The organism is Streptomyces sp. NBC_00083, from assembly GCF_026343295.1.
GTDB lineage: Bacteria > Actinomycetota > Actinomycetes > Streptomycetales > Streptomycetaceae > Streptomyces.
The window spans coordinates 3333590-3352179 of the sequence record NZ_JAPELY010000001.1 but is presented as its reverse complement, the minus strand read 5'-3'; the positions used below and the strand labels follow the sequence as shown (position 1 = coordinate 3352179).

The 18590-nt window shown below is 70.8% G+C and carries 14 protein-coding genes; 7 read left to right on the top strand and 7 right to left on the bottom strand.

What is annotated here, in order from left to right:
* Positions 1–11: 11 nt before the first annotated feature.
* A complete protein-coding gene (locus tag OOJ98_RS14990; RefSeq protein ID WP_267055176.1) occupies positions 12–602 on the bottom strand; it encodes an XRE family transcriptional regulator in 591 nt (196 codons plus the stop codon).
* Between OOJ98_RS14990 and OOJ98_RS14985 the strand changes: the two genes are divergently transcribed.
* Positions 601–1155, top strand: coding sequence for a GNAT family N-acetyltransferase (locus tag OOJ98_RS14985; RefSeq protein ID WP_267055175.1), 555 nt, complete (start codon positions 601–603; stop codon positions 1153–1155). The two genes, OOJ98_RS14990 and OOJ98_RS14985, sit on opposite strands and share 2 nt — an antisense overlap.
* Positions 1156–1395: 240 nt before the next feature.
* Complete coding sequence (locus OOJ98_RS14980; RefSeq protein ID WP_267055174.1) at positions 1396–2130, top strand: dienelactone hydrolase family protein; 735 nt, start codon at positions 1396–1398, stop codon at positions 2128–2130.
* A 105-nt stretch (positions 2131–2235) separates the two neighbouring features.
* Here the strand turns inward: OOJ98_RS14980 and OOJ98_RS14975 are convergent, their stop codons facing one another.
* Positions 2236–2682 (bottom strand): hypothetical protein, encoded by a 447-nt coding sequence (locus tag OOJ98_RS14975; protein WP_267055173.1) that lies wholly within the window; start codon positions 2680–2682, stop codon positions 2236–2238.
* A 200-nt stretch (positions 2683–2882) separates the two neighbouring features.
* On the opposite strand from OOJ98_RS14975, the gene OOJ98_RS14970 reads away from it, so the two are divergent.
* Complete coding sequence (locus tag OOJ98_RS14970) at positions 2883–3518, top strand: hypothetical protein (RefSeq protein WP_267055172.1); 636 nt, start codon at positions 2883–2885, stop codon at positions 3516–3518.
* A 223-nt stretch (positions 3519–3741) separates the two neighbouring features.
* Positions 3742–4095, top strand: coding sequence for an NTP pyrophosphohydrolase (locus OOJ98_RS14965; protein ID WP_267055171.1), 354 nt, complete (start codon positions 3742–3744; stop codon positions 4093–4095).
* Between the two features lie 121 nt (positions 4096–4216).
* Here OOJ98_RS14965 and OOJ98_RS14960 read toward each other — a convergent pair whose 3' ends face one another.
* The gene (locus tag OOJ98_RS14960) at positions 4217–4744 is read right to left on the bottom strand and encodes a MarR family winged helix-turn-helix transcriptional regulator (RefSeq protein WP_267055170.1); all 528 of its coding nucleotides are present in this window, start codon (positions 4742–4744) and stop codon (positions 4217–4219) included.
* Positions 4745–4878: 134 nt separating this feature from the next.
* Here OOJ98_RS14960 and OOJ98_RS14955 point away from each other — a divergent pair, with 134 nt between their 5' ends.
* Both OOJ98_RS14955 and gdhA read left to right on the top strand, forming a co-directional pair.
* Positions 4879–6009: an NADH:flavin oxidoreductase gene (locus OOJ98_RS14955; protein WP_267055169.1), complete on the top strand. Its 1131-nt coding sequence runs from the start codon at positions 4879–4881 to the stop codon at positions 6007–6009.
* A gap of 192 nt (positions 6010–6201) precedes the next feature.
* The gene (gene gdhA / locus OOJ98_RS14950) at positions 6202–7557 is read left to right on the top strand and encodes an NADP-specific glutamate dehydrogenase (protein WP_267055646.1); all 1356 of its coding nucleotides are present in this window, start codon (positions 6202–6204) and stop codon (positions 7555–7557) included.
* A 150-nt stretch (positions 7558–7707) separates the two neighbouring features.
* Here gdhA and OOJ98_RS14945 read toward each other — a convergent pair whose 3' ends face one another.
* Entirely contained in the window at positions 7708–8655 is a 948-nt protein-coding gene (locus OOJ98_RS14945; RefSeq protein ID WP_267055168.1) for a helix-turn-helix domain-containing protein, read from the bottom strand.
* A 91-nt stretch (positions 8656–8746) separates the two neighbouring features.
* Between OOJ98_RS14945 and OOJ98_RS14940 the strand changes: the two genes are divergently transcribed.
* Positions 8747–12964: a S8 family serine peptidase gene (locus OOJ98_RS14940; RefSeq protein WP_323177896.1), complete on the top strand. Its 4218-nt coding sequence runs from the start codon at positions 8747–8749 to the stop codon at positions 12962–12964.
* A gap of 66 nt (positions 12965–13030) precedes the next feature.
* Here the strand turns inward: OOJ98_RS14940 and OOJ98_RS14935 are convergent, their stop codons facing one another.
* The 3 genes from OOJ98_RS14935 to OOJ98_RS14925 form a co-directional block, all read right to left on the bottom strand.
* Complete coding sequence (locus tag OOJ98_RS14935) at positions 13031–14107, bottom strand: glycoside hydrolase family 19 protein (RefSeq protein ID WP_267055167.1); 1077 nt, start codon at positions 14105–14107, stop codon at positions 13031–13033.
* A 122-nt stretch (positions 14108–14229) separates the two neighbouring features.
* Positions 14230–17289, bottom strand: a complete 3060-nt coding sequence (locus OOJ98_RS14930) for a carbohydrate binding domain-containing protein (RefSeq protein ID WP_267055166.1) — start codon at positions 17287–17289, stop codon at positions 14230–14232.
* Between the two features lie 394 nt (positions 17290–17683).
* Positions 17684–18319, bottom strand: a complete 636-nt coding sequence (locus OOJ98_RS14925) for a hypothetical protein (RefSeq protein ID WP_267055165.1) — start codon at positions 18317–18319, stop codon at positions 17684–17686.
* Positions 18320–18590: the final 271 nt, after the last annotated feature.

Genomic DNA, 18590 nt, shown 5'->3' with positions numbered 1-18590 from the left:
CTAGGCCGCCGTCATGGCCGGGTCCCGCGGGCGAGCACGACGGCGTAGCGGCACTCGCCGTCGGTGGTGTTGGCGAAGACGCGCTCGGCGGGCTCACCGAGTTCGATGACGTCGCCCGCGTCGAGCTCGTGGACGGTGTCTCCGTCATGGAAGGTCAGGTGTCCGTTCAGCACCCAGACCACCTGCCGGACGAACGCGAAGGCCGCGGCGGGGTAGGGCACGCGGGCTCCCGGCGGCAGCCGGATCTCGGCGATCTCCGTGGGGAACCGCGGCCCCGTGATCTGCCGCCGACGGTAGCCGGTGGCGGGATCGTGCCACGTCGCGGCGTCCGCCTGTCGCTGCACGTCCGCGATCCCGGCTCTGCCGTCCGACGCTTCCTCATCCTGCGTGAGCAGGGAGGCGATGCTCAGCTGGAAGGCGGCCGACAGCTTGCCGAGGACCACGGCGGTGGGGCTGCTCTCCCCGCGCTCGATCCGGCTGATCATGGCTTGCGAGACTCCGGAAGCCACCGCGAGCCGAGCCAGCGTCCACCGGCGGCGCTCCCGTTCGGCGCGGACGCGGGCCGAGATCCGGGCCACCAGGGGATCTACTATGTTGGACATGAATCCAATATATGCGAGAGGCGAGAGGGTGACGGTACGCCGAGCGCTCCCTGGTGACACCGAGGCCATCGTGGCGATCCGCAACCACGCGATCGAACACTCGACGGCGCTCTGGACGCAGACCCAGCAGTCCCCCGCCGAGGGCGAGGCCTGGGTCGCCGCTCACCTTGAGCGGGGCTCGGCGTTCGTCGCCGAAGTGGGCGGCGAGACGGCGGGCTTCGCGGTCTACGGGCCGTGGCGCGAGAAGGACGGGTACCGCTACACGGTCGAGAACTCGGTCTACGTCCGCGACGGCATGCACGGACTCGGGCTCGGCTCCGCGCTGCTGGCCGAGGTCATCGGCTCGGCCCGTGCGGCCGGCCATCACGTCATGGTCGCGGGCATCGAGGCCCAGAACACGGCGTCCGTCCGGCTGCACGAAAGGTTCGGCTTCCGTCACGCCGGGACCGTCCCGGAGGCCGGCACCAAGTTCGGCCGCTGGCTCGACCTCACCCTCATGCACCTCCCCCTCGCTCGAACCGCGGCCCACCCGGCCGACCAACCATCGGTGTAGTGAGCCACGTACAGGACACGGACGAGAGGAGCGCACTGAGTCTTCACCCGGGTCGTGGCAGACTAGCCAAATACGGTCCGGATCAGAGCAGTTGGACTCCGCGCGAACCAAGTACGCCCCCACCGCTCCGCGAACCCGGTGCGCGCCCCGCGCTGGATCGGGCAGGCGGCGCTGTCGTAGCCGTACCGCCACCTGTGTGTTGCCCCCAGGCTTGAGACTTCGACCACGACAGGAGCATTCATGCCCAGCAAGACCCTGCAGATTCCCACCGCCGACGGCCAGTCCGACGCGTTCGCCGCCTTCCCCGACGGCGGCGGCCGGCACCCCGGGGTGCTCATGTACGCGGACGGCTTCGGCATTCGGCCCGTCCTGCGGGAGATGGCCCTCGAACTGGCCGGGCACGGCTACTACGTGCTCGTCCCCAACTTCTTCTACCGGCACGGCGCGACGCCGGTCATCGAGCTTCCCGACTTCATCGGAAGCGAGGAACGGCCCGCGGTGTTCGCCCAGTTGATGCCCCTGATCCAGGGGCACACCGCCGAGCAGACCGTTCGCGATGCCGACGCCTACCTTCAGTTCCTCACCTCCCAGCCCGAGGTCGCCGCCGGTCCCGTCGCGGTGACCGGCTACTGCATCGGCGGGCTCCTCGCGGTGCGCACGGCTGCGGCGCACCCCCACGAGGTGGCCGCCGTCGCCGCCTTCCACGCCCGTGTGGACGCGGACGGACCCGCCCTCTTCTCGCAGCTCGCCGCCCCCGTTCACTTCGGACACGCCGCGAGCGACCTGAAGCCGGAAGCCCTGGATGAGCTCAACCAGTCCCTGGACGCGGCGGGCGTCGACTACACCTCGGAGATCTACCCCGACACCGCTCACGGCTACACGATGGCCGACACCGACGCCTTCGATCCCGCCGCGCGTCAGCTGCACTGGGACCGTCTGCTTCCGCTCCTTGACCGCACCCTGCCCCGCAGCTGAGGTTCGGCGCGCCGACCGGGGCGGAAGCGGGCCGGGCAGGGGTGGCTGCCCGGCCCGCGGAGGGTTGCGGCCGGACGCGGCGCGCCACCTCACCGGCCGTTCCGGCTACGGGTGGGCGCCGTCCTGGTAGGTACCGGAGGAGAAGCCGTCGTTCCAGTGCTCGTGCCACTCCGCGAACTCCAGGCACAGATGCTCCAGAGTGCGCCAGCGCGGGAGGTGGTCGGGATGGTCGGAGAACTGGGCGGCGGTCAGGCAGAGTTCGTTCCACCACATCTGGACGTCCTGGCGCAGCCGCTGGGTGAGACCCGGTTCGTCGGTGCGCCCCTCGGCCACTTCCATGCCCCAGCCGGTCAGGAGGTCGGAGAGGCACACCGCGATACGGTCCGTGCTCTGCCGGAGCCGGTGGACGGCCCAGGCCGCGCCGCTGCCCTCCTCCTGTTGCTCGGCGAGTTCGGAGAGCCGGGCCCGCAGGAAGTCCCGCAGGGGCTCGGTGTCGGCGGAGTGCAGGTCGTCGGAGAACTCCAGGATCTCAACAGGCTTTCGTTCAGACATGGCGGGATCCCCTCCCGGTCGGACACGACGGTCTGCACGCGAGCCTAGCCAAGTGGCGCTCGCTACTTGCCAGTTCGCGTTCCAATGCGCCCAAAGGACCATGCGGGACGGCCGAGTGAGGCCTTCCTCCGAACTCCTCCAGCGCCGATGCCCCCGCCCCGGATCCAAGTCGGCACGACGCGAATGTTTATGCTGCCTCAATGCTCGAAGCGAACCTGAAGAAGCCGCAGGACAAGACCCTCGACCAGGGCTCGTACGTCCTGTTCACGCTGGCCGTGATGGGGATCGGCTGGATCATCGCGGCGGTCAACACCGGCATCTCCTACCTCGCGTTGGGCATGGACGTGATCCCGATCGTGACCGGTCTCATCGGGTGCCTCGCCTTCGCGATCCTCCTGCGCTTCCTGCACTGCGCCTGGTGGCTCGCCTTCTGCTCCTTCCTGCCCGCGGTCCTCGTCCTGGTGGGTTCCGTCCAGTACGCCCCCGAGGCCACGCTCGACGACCGAGGTGTGCGGGAATCGGGCCGCGTCGCGGCGGACAGCGCCGCGGCCGGTGACTCGAACCACCGCTTCACCCTCATCGGACCGGCAGGGCGGCTCAAGGAGACCCTGGACTACGACGGCGACGACCCGTCGTGGCACGTGGGCGACCGCGTCGAGGTCATACGTGACCCGAAGGGCGTCATACCGCTGGAGGTGTCGTCCGACGTCGATCCGGCCAACCGCCTCGGCTCGCTCGCCATGGGTGTCGGCGGATGGACGGGCATCACCCTGCTCGCAGGCCGGCGCGGCTTCGTCCGGCGCCGCGCGAGCAGGCGCCCCGCCTTCGAGGACTGAGCCACGCCGACCGGGTCGAGATCGGGATGGTGGCTCGTGAAGGTCGAGGCCGGCATATCGCGGCTACGCGATGTCGGCGAGGTCCCGCCGGCCCCGGCCGGTCGCGACGGCCAGCGCCTCACCGTCGGCGGCGCCCACCCGGCGGCGTGGCAGAATCACGCCACGTGTTCACAAGAGCGATGTGCGTCAGGCCCTCCCGGGCCCGCCGCGGCCCGGGGGCGTCATGAGTGCGCGCCCCGTGCTGATCGTCGATGCCGCGAACGTCGTCGGGTCGGTGCCCGACGGATGGTGGCGCGACCGCAGGGGAGCCGCCGAGCGGCTGCGGGACCTGCTGGCCCGGCGGGCCGCCGATGAGGAGGTGATCCTCGTCGTCGAGGGCGCCGCCCGGGGTGTCGAGTCCGTACCCGGGGTGCGGGTCGAGTCCGCGCCCGCGAGCGGGGACGATCTGATCGTGGAGCTCGCCGCCGCCCATGCCGGCCGGCCCTGCACGGTCGTCACCGCCGACCGTGCGCTGCGCGACCGGGTGCGGGCGCACGGCGCCGAGTGCGTCGGCCCCCGCACGGTGCGGCCCGTCTGACGTCGGCGCTCCGCCGCGATCCCCGGATGCACGCCGTGGGGCGTGGCGCTCTGCCGCGGTCTCCCGATGGACGCCGTGGGGGCATGCCGCCGGTTACCGAATCGCGCAGGTCGAACAGCCCCTACGGGACTCGCGGCGCCGGTCGCGCGACCGGGAGCCGGCAGTCCGCACCGGGGTCCTCACTCTCCTCCGCGCGCGGCCAGAGCCGGTCTTCCAGGGCCTCGGCGCTCCGGTTCAGACGGACCAGCACCTCCGCCAGCTCCCGTACCTCCTCCGGGGACCAGTCCGCGACGACCCGCGCCAGGCAGGACCGGTTGAACTCCCGGTCCTCGGCCAGCCGACGCCCGCCCTCACCGGTGATGCGCAGCTTGCGGGCCATGCCGCCGCCTGGGTCCGCGACGCGTTCGGCGAGCCCACAGCGCAGCAGGGCGGCCGTCTGACGGTTCACGGTCGAGGTGTCGAGCCCGAACGCGTCCGCCAACTGCCCGATGGACATGGGGCCTTGGGTGTCGATCCGGCAGAGCAGCAGGTAGGCCGACCGCTCCAGGCGCTCGGGGTCGCGCTCGCGCCGGGCAAGCACCTGGTGCCGCGAGAGCAGCATCAGCTCCCGTTCCAGCTTCTCCAGCACGTCGCCTCCCGCCCTTTCCATCGGTCCATTATCGCCGACGCCACCCCGGCGGAGCCGCTCGGGACCTCGGCCTGCAATATGCATGATACATAACATGTGTACTATGCACTTCTCGTCTCACCCCGACGAGCCACTGCCTCACCCGGAGGACCCGCATGACCGTCACCACGTCCACCGCCTCCCGCGCGTCCGAGATCCTGTCCCGGCCCATCACGCTGAACGGCCTGACCGTCCCCAACCGCATCGCGATGGCGCCGATGACGCGGATGTTCTCCCCGGGCGGCGTGCCCGGTGAGGATGTGCAGGGCTACTACGCCAGCCGGGCCGCCGCGGGTGTGGGCCTGATCGTCACCGAGGGCACCTACGTCGGGCACGACTCCGCCGGGCAGAGCGACCGGGTGCCGCGGTTCCACGGCGAGGACCAGCTGGCCGGGTGGGCGAAGGTCGCCGCGGCCGTGCACGAGGCCGGGGGCACGATCGTGCCGCAGCTGTGGCACATAGGCATGGTGCGCAAGCAGGGCGAGGCCCCGTACGCGGACGCGCCCGCCGTCGGCCCCTCCGGCATCCGCGTCGACGGCACCGAGGGAACCGGCAGGGCGATGACCCGCGCCGACCTCGACGACGTCATCGGCGCGTTCGCCGAGGCGGCGGCGGAGGCCGAGCGCATCGGCTTCGACGGCGTCGAACTGCACGGAGCCCACGGCTACTTGCTCGACCAGTTCCTGTGGGAGCGCACCAACCGCCGCACCGACGGCTACGGCGGCGACGCGGTGACCCGCACGAAGTTCGCCGCGGAGATCGTGGCGGCGGTCCGCGAGCGCGTGGCGGCCGACTTCCCGGTGATCTTCCGCTACTCGCAGTGGAAGCAGGAGGCCTACGACGCCCGGCTCGCCCAGACCCCGCAGGATCTGGAGGCCATCCTGGCCCCGCTGACCGCCGCGGGCGTCGACGTCTTCCACGCCTCCACGCGCCGCTACTGGCTCCCGGAGTTCGAGGGCTCGGACCTCAACCTGGCCGGCTGGACCAAGAAGCTCACCGGCCGGCCGACCATCACCGTCGGCTCGGTCGGCCTCGACGGCGACTTCATCGGCGCGTTCGCCGGCGAGGGCTCGGAGGTCGGCGACCTCGGCAACCTCCTGGACCGCATGGAGCGCGACGAATTCGACATGGTCGCCGTGGGCCGGGCGCTCCTCCAGGACCCGCAGTGGGCGGCCAAGATCCTCGGCAACCGCTTCGACGAGCTGCAGCCGTACAACCCGGCGGCCCTGAAGTCGCTCAGCCGGTAACCGCACGTCGCGCCCTGTGCGGCGTCCTGCGTGATCCACGGCGGCCATCGAGCCGTGGATCACGACAGCGCGCCGTGGAGCGCGACCCCCACGACGGCCTTCCGAGGGGTGGACCGGCTTCCCCCGCCCGGGGCAAGGTGTGGCACTGTGATCTGGGCCCGCACGCCCCTGGAACCCACGTCGGAAGGGAAATTGATCGTGACCGACCCCAAGGACAGGCTGGACGCACTGCGGACGGACATCGAGCGCCGCAACCCCGGACAGCCCGAGTTCCACCAAGCCGTGCGAGAGGTCCTGGACACTCTGGGCCCCGTCCTCTCGGCCCGCCCCGAGTACGCCGGGAGCGGGCTCGTCGAGCGGCTCCTGGAGCCGGAGCGCCAGATCATCTTCCGGGTGCCGTGGACCGACGACCACGGCCGCGTGCACGTCAACCGCGGCTACCGGGTCGAGTTCAACAGCGCGCTCGGCCCGTACAAGGGCGGCCTGCGCTTCCACCCGTCGGTGGACATCGGCGTGGTGAAGTTCCTCGGCTTCGAGCAGATCTTCAAGAACGCCCTGACCGGTCTCGGCATCGGCGGCGGCAAGGGCGGCAGCGACTTCGACCCGCACGGCCGGTCCGACGCCGAGGTCATGCGCTTCTGCCAGTCGTTCATGACCGAGCTGTCCCGGCACATCGGTGAGCACACCGACGTCCCGGCCGGCGACATCGGTGTGGGCGGCCGGGAGATCGGCTACCTGTTCGGCCAGTACCGGCGCATCACCAACCGCTGGGAGGCCGGCGTCCTGACCGGCAAGGGCCAGGGCTGGGGCGGCTCCGCGATCCGTCCCGAGGCGACCGGATACGGCTCCGTGCTGTTCGCCGCCGAGATGCTGAAGGTGCGCGGTGAGTCCCTGGACGGGCTCAGCGCGGTCGTATCCGGCTCGGGCAACGTGGCCCTGTACACCATCGAGAAGCTCCAGCAGCTCGGCGCCAACCCGCTGACGGCTTCGGACTCCTCCGGTTACGTCGTCGACGACAAGGGCATCGACCTGGCTCTCCTCAAGCAGATCAAGGAGGTCGAGCGGGGCCGCATCAGCGAGTACGCCGTGCGGCGCGGCCCCTCGGCGCGCTTCGTGCGCGACGGCCGGGTCTGGGAGGTGCCGGCGGACGTGGCCTTCCCCTCGGCCACGCAGAACGAGCTGGGCGCCGACGACGCGCGCACGCTCATCGCCGGCGGCGTCAAGGCGGTCTCGGAGGGCGCCAACATGCCCACCACCCCCGAGGCGGTGCACCTCTTCCAGGGGGCGGGCGTGGCCTTCGGCCCCGGCAAGGCCGCCAACGCGGGCGGAGTCGCTGTCAGCGCTCTGGAGATGGCCCAGAACGCGGGCCGGGTCGCGTGGAGCCGCGAGCGGGTGGAGGACGAGCTCGCCGGCATCATGCGGTCCATCCACGCGGTGACGCACGAGACGGCCGAGCGGTACGGCGCGCCCGGCGACTATGTGACGGGCGCCAACATCGCCGGCTTCGAGCGCGTCGCCGACGCGATGCTCGCCCAGGGCGTCATCTAGGACCCGCTCCTCGATCCGCCCTGCCGGCCGAAAGGGCCAGGGCGGATCGAGGCGGGCGGATCGGGGAGCGCCGAGGCAAGGGCGGACAGCGGTCCGGCCGCGGCGCCGATGCTGTCGGTAAGGGCCGCACCCGGACTGTATGCGCCGCCCTCATATCCAGCCCCGCCGGGCCGCGATCACCCCTGCCTGGAAGCGGTTCGCCGCGTTCAGTTCCTCGTGGAGGCGGCTGATGCGGCGCCGCATCGTCCGTACCGACCAGCCCAACTGCCGTGCGATCGCTTCGTCCTTGAGGCCGCTCACGAGCAGCGTGAGCATCTGGCGGTCCTCCTCGCCGAGCGGGTCGTCGGCGGGCGCGCCCAGTGGGGTGGCGGTGCGCCAGCACAGTTCCCAGTAGTCGATGAGGGCGTCCAGGAGGGCGGAGGGGCGGATGACGGCGGCCCGTACCTCCGTCGTGAAGTCGAGGGTGAGCGGCATCAGGGCCAGGCGCCGGTCGGCGATGGCGAGTTTGACGCGCAGCCCCGGCAGCACGCGGGCCTGCTCCCCGTGGGACACCAACTCGCGGATGTCGCCCAGGACTCCGGGCCACTCCAGGGCCTCCGGGGCGTACACCGCGCGGTAGTGGACGCCCCGGGTGAGGGCGGTCGACTCGACGGGGTTGGAGGTGGTGAGGGCGTACGGCGGGCGGTCGAGCGTGATGACCTCCTCGTGCGCCTCCTGCTGGAGCCGTACGAACCAGCGGCCCAACGCCTCGCCACCGCTGATGACTTCGATCTGCTCGGCGCCGCCCCGCTGGGCCGTGGTGAACAGCAGGGACAGCTCGCCGGCCGCGGCGCGCACGGCGTCGAGGTCGGCGGCCCGGGAGCGGACCAGCGACTCCAGGGCCGCCGCCGGCTCAATCGCCGCGTAGCGGCGGCGCGTTCCGGACAACCGCCCCACCAGGCCGTTCTCCCGCAGCCGGTCAAGGGCGCGGGCGACCCGCTCGGGGGAACACGACAGGTCCTCGGCCAGTTCGACGGGTGAGGCCGTATGGCGGACGAGGACCGCCCGGTAGACGCTCTCGTCGAACGGCTCGATTCCGGCGGCGGTCAGCTGGGGCATGCCCTGGATCTTGGCCCCTAGGTGCCAGGGGCAGCAATGGGCCACGCGAAATCGTTGTCTGGACCACTGGACTCCGATTACTTGGTCCAGCATGACCCCTCGAAGAACCCTCACCGCCGCACTCACGGCCGCCGTCCTCGGCGGCCTGCTGTCCGCGGTGCCCCACTCCGCCACCGCGGATCCCCGACAGGACCCGGAGCAGCGCGTCATCGTCACGCTGACCGGGGGCGCGGCCGCCGCGGGCAAGGGCGTCCTGCGCTCCGCGGACGCAGGCCGAGTCGGCGCCGACCGCGCTGCCGTGGCCGCCCGCCAGAACACGTTCCTGGACCGCGCCAGGGCCGCCGGACTGCACACCGCCGCACCACGCGAACTGACCCTCCTGCTCGACGCGGTCGCGGTCACCGTGAAGTCGTCCGAGGTCGCCGCCCTGAAGCAACTGCCCGGGGTGGCCTCCGTCGTCCCCGACGCGAAGATGCACGTCCTCACCGACACGAGTGTGCCGCTCGTCAACGCCCCGCAGGTCTGGCGGCGCAAGGACCCCGCGGGCAACGGCGCCGACGGCAGGGGCACCACGGTCGCCGTCCTGGACAGCGGGGTCGACTACACCCACCCCGACCTCGGCGGCGGTTTCGGCGAGGGTCACAAGGTGGTCGGCGGCTACGACTTCGCCAACGGCGACGCCGACCCGATGGACGACAACGGGCACGGCACCCACGTCGCCGGCATCATCGCGGGCAGGGCCGCCGAGAAGGGCGGCGTCACCGGTGTGGCGCCGGGCGCGAGCATCCTCGCGTACAAGGTCATGAACGACGCCGGGGAGGGCTACACCTCCGACATCGTGGCCGGTATCGAGGCCGCGATCGACCCGGCCAATCCCCATCGCGCCGATGTCATCAACCTGAGCCTCGGCGGCCAGGGCGACGGCACCGACCCGCTCGGGGCCGCCGCAACGGCAGCCGTGCGAGCGGGAGTTGTCGTCGTCGCCTCCGCCGGCAACGAAGGCCCGAGCAGCGGCACCATCAGCACCCCGGCCGCCGCCGACGGCGTCATCGCGGTCGGCGCGTCCATCAGCGGCCTGCGCATACCGAGCGCCGCCTACAAGGGCGGCGGAAAGATCCAGGCCTACCGCGGGCTCGTCTCCGCGAACCCGCCCGTCAGGCCCGTCACCGTCCCGCTCGTCGACGTGGGCCGGGGCACCCCGGAGGACTGGGGCAAGGCGGGTGACGTCAAGGGCAAGGCCGTCCGCGTCGACATGCTCGTCGCCCAGTCCTCGCAGGATCTCTACCTGACCGAGATCGACATGGCCCGTGAGGCCGAGCGGCGCGGCGCGGTCGCCCTCTTCGGCGGGCCCTCCGGGAGCAGCGGCCCGGTGTTCGCCGCCCCGCGGGCCCTGGAGGAGGACGGGTCCCGCTCCCCCGCCGCCGACGGCTCCGTCCCGCTCGCGCCGCAGACCTCCCTCAAGGACTCCGGCGACTCGCTGCGCATGGACCACATCGTCATGTTCGGCATGGACTCCACCCAGTACGCCGAGCTCGGCCGCCGCCTCGCGCACGGCAAGGTCGAGGTGACGGTCACCGGCACGGACGTCACCGACCGGATGGCCTCGTTCTCCTCGCGCGGCCCCGACCAGCGGTGGGACCTGAAGCCGGACCTGGTCGCGCCGGGCTACGACATCCGCTCCACCATCCCCAAGTCCCTTTACGCGCCGGGCTATTACCGCATGTCGGGTACGTCGATGGCGGCGCCCCACGTCGCGGGCTCGGCCGCCCTGCTGCGCCAGCTGCACCCGGGTGAGACACCCGCGAAGGTCACCTCCGAGCTGGTGGGCTCCGCCAGGCAGCTCAAGGAGTACGGCGCGAGCACCGTCGGCTCGGGCCGCCTCGACGTCGCGGCGGCCGCCGACGCGGCGGACACCGGCATCACCACCAGCCCGGCGACCCTGTCCTACGGACTCGCCGACCTCGCCGCGCGCACCGTGGGCGGCAGCAAGCAGCTCACCGTCACCAATTCCACCGCCAAGGCCCGTACCGTACGGCTGAAGGTGAGCGGTCAGGCCGGGGTCGGCCCGGACACCTTGCGCGTCCCGGCCGGCGGCAGCGCCACGGCGACGGTGACGCTGCGGGCCGACCGCCCCGCGGGCGAGGCGGAGATCGCCGGTACGGTCACCGTCACCCCGGACCGCGGCACCGCCCTGCGCGTCCCGTACCTGCTGGTCGTGCGGCAGTTGTTCCTCCAGGCGGGCCCCGACCCGAGCGACGGGACCTCCACCGCGGTCGTCTTCACCCCGGCGCCGCTCGCCGAGCCGCCCGTCCTGACCGTGACACCGCCGCACGGCAGGCCGTACACGGTCGCGACGACACTCCGTTCCGGCAACGTCTACCAGGCGCAGATCACCGGGCGCGGCACCGGCGCCCATCTGGTCTCCGCGACCGGCCGCACCACCGACGGCAAGACCCTCACCGCCAACCAGGACGGCTTCGAGGTCACTCCGGAGAACAGCCGCCGTTCCCGCTGGCAGCCCGTGGGGCCCAACTCCGAGAGCGGGGACATCACGACGGCGCCGAGCGCGCCGGGCGCCGCCGTCCTCACCCAGTACGACAAGCTCGGCCCGTGGTCGACCGCGGACAACGGCGCCACGTGGCAGCAGCACACCCGGCTGCCGCTCGGTGACGTGGACGGCCGCGCCTTCACCGTCATCGACCCGAAGAACGCCGAGCGCTGGTGGTACGCCGCCAACAGCGCGTCCGGCATTCCCCGCAGGGGCTCGATCCTGCGCACCGAGGACGGCGGACGCACCTGGGAGACCCTGAACACTCCGGACGCCCGGCTCACCGGCTTCCTCACCGACGAGACGGGCCGGACCCTCGTCGCGGTCACCGCCACGGACCTGCTGATCAGCAAGGACGGCGGCGATACCTGGGCCACCGAGCCGCTCGGCATCCCCGTCGACGCGGTCTACGACGTGGCCATCGGCGGGGACAGCCTCTACTTCTCGGCGGGCAAGTCGCTGTGGAAGCGCGACGGCCTGGCCTCGGGCACGCTCGGCAAGGCGACCAAGGTGTACGACTCCCCCAGCGGCGGGATCTCCGTCAACGTCGTGGCGGACAGCCAGGTCGTGGCGATCTACGAGATCGGCTCGGGCATCGTCGGATCGTTCGACGGCGGCAGGAGCTGGGCCACGCTGGACAACCACGGCTACGGTGCGACGGGCCTGACCCTCACCGGCGGCGACATGTACGCGGGCTACGGCAAGGACATCCGGGTCGGCCGCGACCATGGCCGGCGGTGGAGCAGCATCCCGTCCGTGAACAAGGCCTCCACCACATCGGACTTCGACCGCTGGGCCGACGGTTCGCTGACCGTGTCCGCCGACGCGGCCGGTGTCTACCGGGGCACCCCGGACGGCACGGACTACCACCGCCTCGGCGTCCAGGGGGGCACCGTCAACTCCCTTGCGGTGAGCGGCAATCAGCTGCTCGCGGCCGGTCAAGAGGGCACGCACCGGACACCGCTGCCCGCGACGGGCGCGGAGTGGGGGACCACCGGCGGCGAGGGCATGATCGGCGCGGAGACCCGGCTGCTCCAGGCCTCCGCGAAGGACTCACGGATCGTGTGGCGGGTGCGCTACGGCGCCTGGGGCGACTTCCATCTGCAGCGGAGCGCAGACGCCGGCGCCACCTGGCAGGACAAGGGCGAGAGCAATGGCACGGTGTACGCCATGACGGTGCATCCGGCCGACCCCGACCGCGTGTACGTCTCGTACGCGAATCTGCTGGGCACAGGCCTGTTCGCCACCGTGGACGGCGGCGCCACGTGGAAGAACCTCCTCAACGACCGGACGCACTTCACCGCCGTGGCGGGCGATCCGAAGAACCCCGACCGGCTGTGGCTGGGCGCCCCCGACGGCCTGTACCGCTCGGACGACGGCGGCGACACCCTCACCAAGGTCGCCGACGGCCGCGTCGACACCATCGAGTTCGCCGGCGCGAAGATGCTGACCGGCGGTGACGCCATCAAGGTCTCGACGGACGGCGGACGCACCTTCCGCGCCGCCGACACCGGTCAACTGCCGCTGCGGGTCAGCGACTTGCTCCAGGTCGACGGAGCGCTCTACGCCGCCACCACCAGCTCGTGGGACGCGGCCCTGCCGCGCGGCGGCCGGGGCGTCCTGCGGTCGACGGACGGCGGCCGCAGCTGGCAGAACATCTCCAACGGCCTGCAGAACCTGAACGCCACGACCCTGGCGACCGCCGGCGGCTGGCTGTACGTGGGCACGGTGCAGGGAGGTGTGCACCGCATGAAGCTGTGACCACCCCACGTACGCCGATGTGCCCCGTTCCCTTCCGGGAGCGGGGCACATGGGTTTCCGGAGCTGTCAGCAGCTGAGGTTGCTGCCCGCCGGGACCCCGAGGATCGAGACGAAGCTCTGGTAGGCGTTGATGCGGCTCTGCACCTGGGCGGGGTTGCCGCCGTTGCACTCGATGCTGCCGTTGATGCTGCGGATGGTCTCGCCGAACCCGGCTCCGTTGACCATGGCGTTGTGCGGGGTCATGGTGCCGGGACCGCTCTGGGTGTTCCAGTACCAGAGGCCGGTCTTCCAGGCGACGGCCGAGTCGGTCTGCACGAGGTTCGGGTTGTGCAGCAGGTCGATGCCGAGCGCGTCGCCGGCCGCCTTGTAGTTGAAGTTCCAGCTCAGCTGGATCGGGCCGCGCCCGTAGTAGGCGGACTGGCCGGCCGGGCAGCCGTAGGGCTGTGTCGCGTCGCAGTAGTGCGAGTAGTTGGCGGTGTTCTGCTCGACGATGTAGACGAGTCCGCCGGTCTCGTGGCTGACGTTGGCGAGGAACGCCGCCGCCTCCTGCTTCTTCACCGTGTCGCTGCCGGTGTTCGCGAAGCCCGGGTAGGCGCTGAGCGCGGCGGTCAGACCGCTGTAGGTGTAGAACGCGTTCCGGTTCGGGAACATCTGGTTGAACTGGGCCTCGCTGACCACGAAGGACCCGCTGGACGGCGGATCCGTCGGGCCCCCGCCGCCGTTGCAGCTGTACGGGTCCCAGTACCAGGTGCTGATGACCGGGTCGTAGCCCGGGTTGTCGTGCTCGGCGATGTAGTAGTTGCCGTCCGTGTACTTGACGACGTCACCGGCCACATAGGAGTGACCGGCGGCCCAGGCGGGGTAGTTGCAGGTCCCGCCGGTGCCGCCCGAGCCGCCGCCGCAGGCACCCTGGTCGGCCCAGACCGCGGCGACGCCGGGCGTCTCGCCCTGGGTCCACCACTTGGCCTGCCAGTTGTGGCTGCTGTACGAGGCGGACGTACCACCGGTGTAGACCGAGGAGGAGTTCCAGGCACCGGCGCAGCCGGCGGCGGCCGAGGCGGGGGACGCCAGCGGCACGAAGAGGGCGAGTCCTACCGCGACGGCGAGTGCGGTGAGCAGAGCGAAGAGCCGTTGTCTCGACACGCGACCACTCCTTCTGGGAGTTGAGTGAAGTCTGGGCAGACTCAAGCGGAATGGCCTGCACCTGTCAAGGTCCAGACCATTCCGCGTTCCACTGCGCGGTGCCGTACTCCCTTTGGTGTCTGCTACTTGAGGTAGGGGCCGTCGGTGCCGATCTTGCCCGGCGCGGCGTTCTTGCCTCCGAGGTCGAGGACGTAGACGCGCAGGTTGCCCTTGCCGGGGGCGGCGACGGCCAGGGAGCCGTCGGTGACCTGCTGGACGTCGCCGGAAACGGCGTCCTTGTACGTTCCGTTGGGGATGCCGGTGTAGGTGGCTCCGTCGGTGACGGCGACCAGGGCGAAGCTGTCCACGCCGCCGGCGGCGTCGGTGTAGCGGCGCTTGAAGTTCATGCCGCCGCCCGAGACGCCTTCGGTGGAGTACTCGCCCATCTGCAGGGCCGGCACGGCCCGACGGATCTCGTTGAGCCGCTGGAGTTGCTTGACCAGGGGCTGGGCCAGGGTCGTGGCGACCTCACCGGACGCGCTCGCGACCTTGGAGAAGTCGGAGGCGGTGACGCTGCCTTCGACGTGGTCGCCGTAGTAGGCGCGGCCGGTGGTGGCCAGCGGGCAGCTGGGTCCGCAGTCGATGGTCTTGCCGGCCTGGAACTGGATCTCCGAGCCGTAGTACAGGGTCGGGATGCCGCGGAAGGTCCACATCAGGGCCATGTTCTCGGCCCAGGCGTCCTGCCCGCCCGTATAGCGCACGCTGGACTTGTTGGGTCCGTAGTCGTGACTGTCGACGTAGACGACGTTGTAGGTGGCGTCGTTGGTGGAGTCGTCGGAGTCCTTGCCGTTGTTGAAGGCGTTGTGCGCGTCACCGAAGTTCATGTGCATGCGCATGTCGATGATGTTCATGCCGGAGAACTTCGAGTGGTCGGGCGTGTGGTAGACGTTCCCGGCGAGGAAGGCGTTGGTGGAGGTGGGCTGGTTGCCCGTGCCGAGCTTCTCCTCGTAGTTGTACTGGTCGAGGGCGGCCTGGACGTCGTCGTCGGTGTACTCCTTGCGCTCCTTCCAGGTGTAGAACTGCGCGGAGTGGTTGACCGAGCCACGGTTCCACTTGTCGTTGACGAAGGCGCCGACCTCACCGAAGACGAAGAAGTCCTGTGCCTTGTCCGCCCCCCAGTCCTGGGCGACGCGCTGCTGGATGGCCGGCAGGAAGCGACGGTTCCACGTGACGCGGGGGATGTGGACGGCGGTGTCGACGCGGAAGCCGTCGACTCCCATGTCGATGTACTTGTTGTAGGCGCCGATGAGGTAGTTCTGCACGGTGGGGTTCTCGGTGTTGAAGTCGGCGAGGTCGTCGGCGAGCCAGCACGAACGGGAGTCCTCGCCCTCCCAGTTGCCGATCCAGCACTGGTGGTAGTACGCGGACGGGAACATGCCGCTGGTGGGGTTGGGCCACTGGCAGTTGTAGATGGTGTAGCCCTCGGGGGACTTGTAGCCGGTGGGCTTGCCCCAGTTCAGGCAGGTGTTGCCGGACGGCTCGGCGGTCGACCAGAGATCGCCGTTGTAGTACGACTTGCCGGTCTTGGGGTCGACGGTCAGGCCGTCGTACTCGAAGCCGGGCTGCTTCTCGTCGTAGTACCAGGACCACTGGGAGTCGCGCACGCCGTAGACCGTGGGGACGAACAGGCCCTTGGCGCCCCAGCGGGAGCTGTGGTTGTAGACGACGTCCTGGTAGATCTTCATGCCCTTGGCGTGGGCGGCGTTGATCAGGTCCTGGTACGAGGCGCCCGCGGACTCCAGACGGGGGTCGACCTTGTAGAAGTCCCAGCCGTGGTAGCCGTGGTAGTCGTAGTCGGAACGGTTGAGGACCACGGGGGTGATCCAGACGGCGGAGAAGCCGAGGGCCTTGATGTAGTCCAGCTTCTGCACGAGGCCCTTGAAGTCACCGCGGAACATCGGGTCGTTGTTGGCGGCGTTGCCGGAGGCCACGTTCTGGTTGCCGCCGCGGTCGTTGCTGGTGTCGCCGTCGTAGAAGCGGGCGGTCAGCACGAAGTAGATCGGGTCCTTGCGGGGGTCGCCGCCGAGCATGGTGCCCTGCTTGGCCGGCGGCGGCGCCTGGCCCGTGGTCGCGCTCGCCGCGGCGGAGGCGGCGGAGACGTTGCCGGCCGCGTCGAGTGCCTTGACGGTGTAGCTGTACTGGGTGTTCGCCTCCAGACCCGACTCGGTGAGCACGGTGGATCCGACGCTGGTGACCTGGCTGCCCTTGGTGCCGCCGGTGCGGGTCACCTGGTAGCCGGTGACGCCGGTGTCGTCCGTGGAGGGGTCCCAGGTCAGGAGGATCGACGTGTCCGTGGCGGCCGCCTTGACGGCGCCGGGTACGGTCGGCGCCTTGGTGTCCGGCGGCCGGGACGCGCAGGGATCTGCGGCGTTCTTGGCGACCGTCCGGTCCTTCACGGTGCTGATGCCGGTGCCGAGGGCGTAGTTGACCCCGTTGTTGTTGTCCCAGGTGCCGTTGCCGTTGTTGAAGGTCGCGGCGAGCCCGGCCGCTCCGCCCAGGTCGACGGTCTTCTTGAACCATCCCGGACACGCCTGTTCCATGCCGACGCCCGGTACGGCCGTCCAGGCACCGCCGGTCGGCGCGTAGTGCAGGTTGACGGTGCTCCAGCCCACGGTCTGCGCGGAGTAGAAGACGGTCGCACTGGTCCCGCCGGTGGGGGGAGTGGGTGACGGCGACGGGCCGGGGCCGCCGTTGCCGTCGCCGCACGGATCGCTGTGGGCTATGACCCCGTCCTTGACGGTGATCGTGCCGGTGCCCAGGGCGTAGTTCTTCCCGCCGTTGTTGTCCCAGGTGCCGCTGCCGTTGTTGAAGGTGGCCTGCCAGGTGGTGGCGGTGCCCAAGGTGACGGTCTTCTTCGCCCAGTCCGTACAGCCGACGTCCATCGCGACGCCGGGGGCCTGGGTCCAGGCGGCGCCGTCGGCGGCGAAATGCAGGTAGGGCTGCGGCCAGTTGCGGCTCTTGGTGTAGTAGAACACCGTCGCCGTGTTGCTGCCCTCGGCTGCGGTGGGCGCCGCGTTCAGCAGGGGTCCGGTCAGGGGCAGGGCCGACAGAAGGCTGATCAGTACCGCTGCGGCGGCCAGCGCCGCCCAGGGTCGTCTGAGCCGCCAGGGGGTGGTGCGTCTGGTGCGTCTCGTGCGTCTCATCGAGAACTCTCCAAGGGTGCGCCGCAGCCGATGACCGCGACCTCCGACGTGGGGGTCCTGGGTGGGGAACCCCATAATCTGCAAGCTGTGCCGGAAACTTGCTGCAACTTCTTGCGCACCGGGAAGATACTCGTTCGTCATGGGGCCGTAAAGAGGTCTCGCACGCGCCGGTGCGGGCCGGGGCCGTCACTCGGGGAGGCGGAGTCTGCGGCAGCGTCCCCGCGTCAACTTGCTCCGAGCTGGCCTCTGTTGAGCGTCGAGTCAGGTATGGATCGGGCAAGCGGCCGGGCGGGGAGCGCGTGAGGAACCGGGCGTCGATCGTGTACGGAGGCCCCACAGGTCGGGGCGAGAGGCGGGGCTCGCCCCATATGCGGGACGGGAGTTGCGGCTCGGCTCAGTAGAAGCTCCAGCTGCTCGCGTTCCAGGAACCCTCGTGCCGGACGCAGCCGCCGTCGGCGACCACGAGTCCCTCACCCGGGCGACGGCCGGGCCGCAAGGAGAGCGTGACGCCCTTGTCGTCGGTCGTACTGATCGTCTGCAAGCCGGTGGCGCGGCCGGTCGCCGGGTCCGTCACCGGCTGCGCCGTGACCTTCCATCCCCGCTCGGACCAGCGCTCGCGCAGGGTGGCGAGTGCCGTGCGGTATCCGGCATCGCTCTCCGCGATGGCCGGGGCCCACGAGAGGGACGGCTGGTCACGCGTCGTGCCGCCGTCGTCGAAGCCGAGGTCGTCCATGCAGGAGGCGTTGTCCGTGGACTTGCGCAGGAGCACGGAAGCGGGTTCCGAACCCAGGGCGCGAACGGCGGTCTCGCCGGCTGTCTGCGTGTCGCGCACGTGATCCAGGAACGCCGCCTCGGAACGGACCGAACCGCCCTCCAGAGCCGCGCAGCCTTGGGCAGCCCCCACGAGCAGCAGCACCATGACGACCGCGACCGCGGACAAGGTGATGACACGAGCGGGGCGGAAGGAAGCGAGGGCCTCGTGGGCGGGAGGGGCGGGAGGGGCCGAGGGGGCGGGAGGAGTCGATGTCATGGAGCCATTCGAACCGCTGGGCAGGGGCCGCTGACACCGTCGTCCTACTCAGTCTCGTACACAGGTACGCGGGTACTCGGGTACTCGGCTACTCAGCTACTGGGGTACTGGGGTACTGGGGGCTCAGTTCCGAGAGATTCCCTGCCTTCCTCGCGCCTCCCCCACCGGCGCGTCCCGAGTCGAAAGACTTCGGCGTCCCGTGACGGCCTTCATCAGGAGCTCCATGTACCGCGCGCCGCGCCCCCTCACACGGACCGGCCCTCGTTCCGCG

What these genes read in the sequence shown, in the direction of transcription:
- OOJ98_RS14955 (WP_267055169.1), top strand. Translation starts at nt 4,879, where the DNA reads ATGACCGTCACCACGTCCACCGCCTCCCGCGCGTCCGAGATCCTGTCC.
- OOJ98_RS14940 (WP_323177896.1), top strand. Translation starts at nt 8,747, where the DNA reads ATGACCCCTCGAAGAACCCTCACCGCCGCACTCACGGCCGCCGTCCTC.
- OOJ98_RS14930 (WP_267055166.1), bottom strand. Translation starts at nt 17,289, where the DNA reads ATGAGACGCACGAGACGCACCAGACGCACCACCCCCTGGCGGCTCAGA.
- OOJ98_RS14990 (WP_267055176.1), bottom strand. Translation starts at nt 602, where the DNA reads ATGTCCAACATAGTAGATCCCCTGGTGGCCCGGATCTCGGCCCGCGTC.
- OOJ98_RS14980 (WP_267055174.1), top strand. Translation starts at nt 1,396, where the DNA reads ATGCCCAGCAAGACCCTGCAGATTCCCACCGCCGACGGCCAGTCCGAC.
- OOJ98_RS14925 (WP_267055165.1), bottom strand. Translation starts at nt 18,319, where the DNA reads ATGACATCGACTCCTCCCGCCCCCTCGGCCCCTCCCGCCCCTCCCGCC.
- OOJ98_RS14985 (WP_267055175.1), top strand. Translation starts at nt 601, where the DNA reads ATGAATCCAATATATGCGAGAGGCGAGAGGGTGACGGTACGCCGAGCG.
- OOJ98_RS14960 (WP_267055170.1), bottom strand. Translation starts at nt 4,744, where the DNA reads ATGGAAAGGGCGGGAGGCGACGTGCTGGAGAAGCTGGAACGGGAGCTG.
- OOJ98_RS14970 (WP_267055172.1), top strand. Translation starts at nt 2,883, where the DNA reads ATGCTCGAAGCGAACCTGAAGAAGCCGCAGGACAAGACCCTCGACCAG.
- OOJ98_RS14975 (WP_267055173.1), bottom strand. Translation starts at nt 2,682, where the DNA reads ATGTCTGAACGAAAGCCTGTTGAGATCCTGGAGTTCTCCGACGACCTG.
- OOJ98_RS14945 (WP_267055168.1), bottom strand. Translation starts at nt 8,655, where the DNA reads ATGCCCCAGCTGACCGCCGCCGGAATCGAGCCGTTCGACGAGAGCGTC.
- OOJ98_RS14965 (WP_267055171.1), top strand. Translation starts at nt 3,742, where the DNA reads ATGAGTGCGCGCCCCGTGCTGATCGTCGATGCCGCGAACGTCGTCGGG.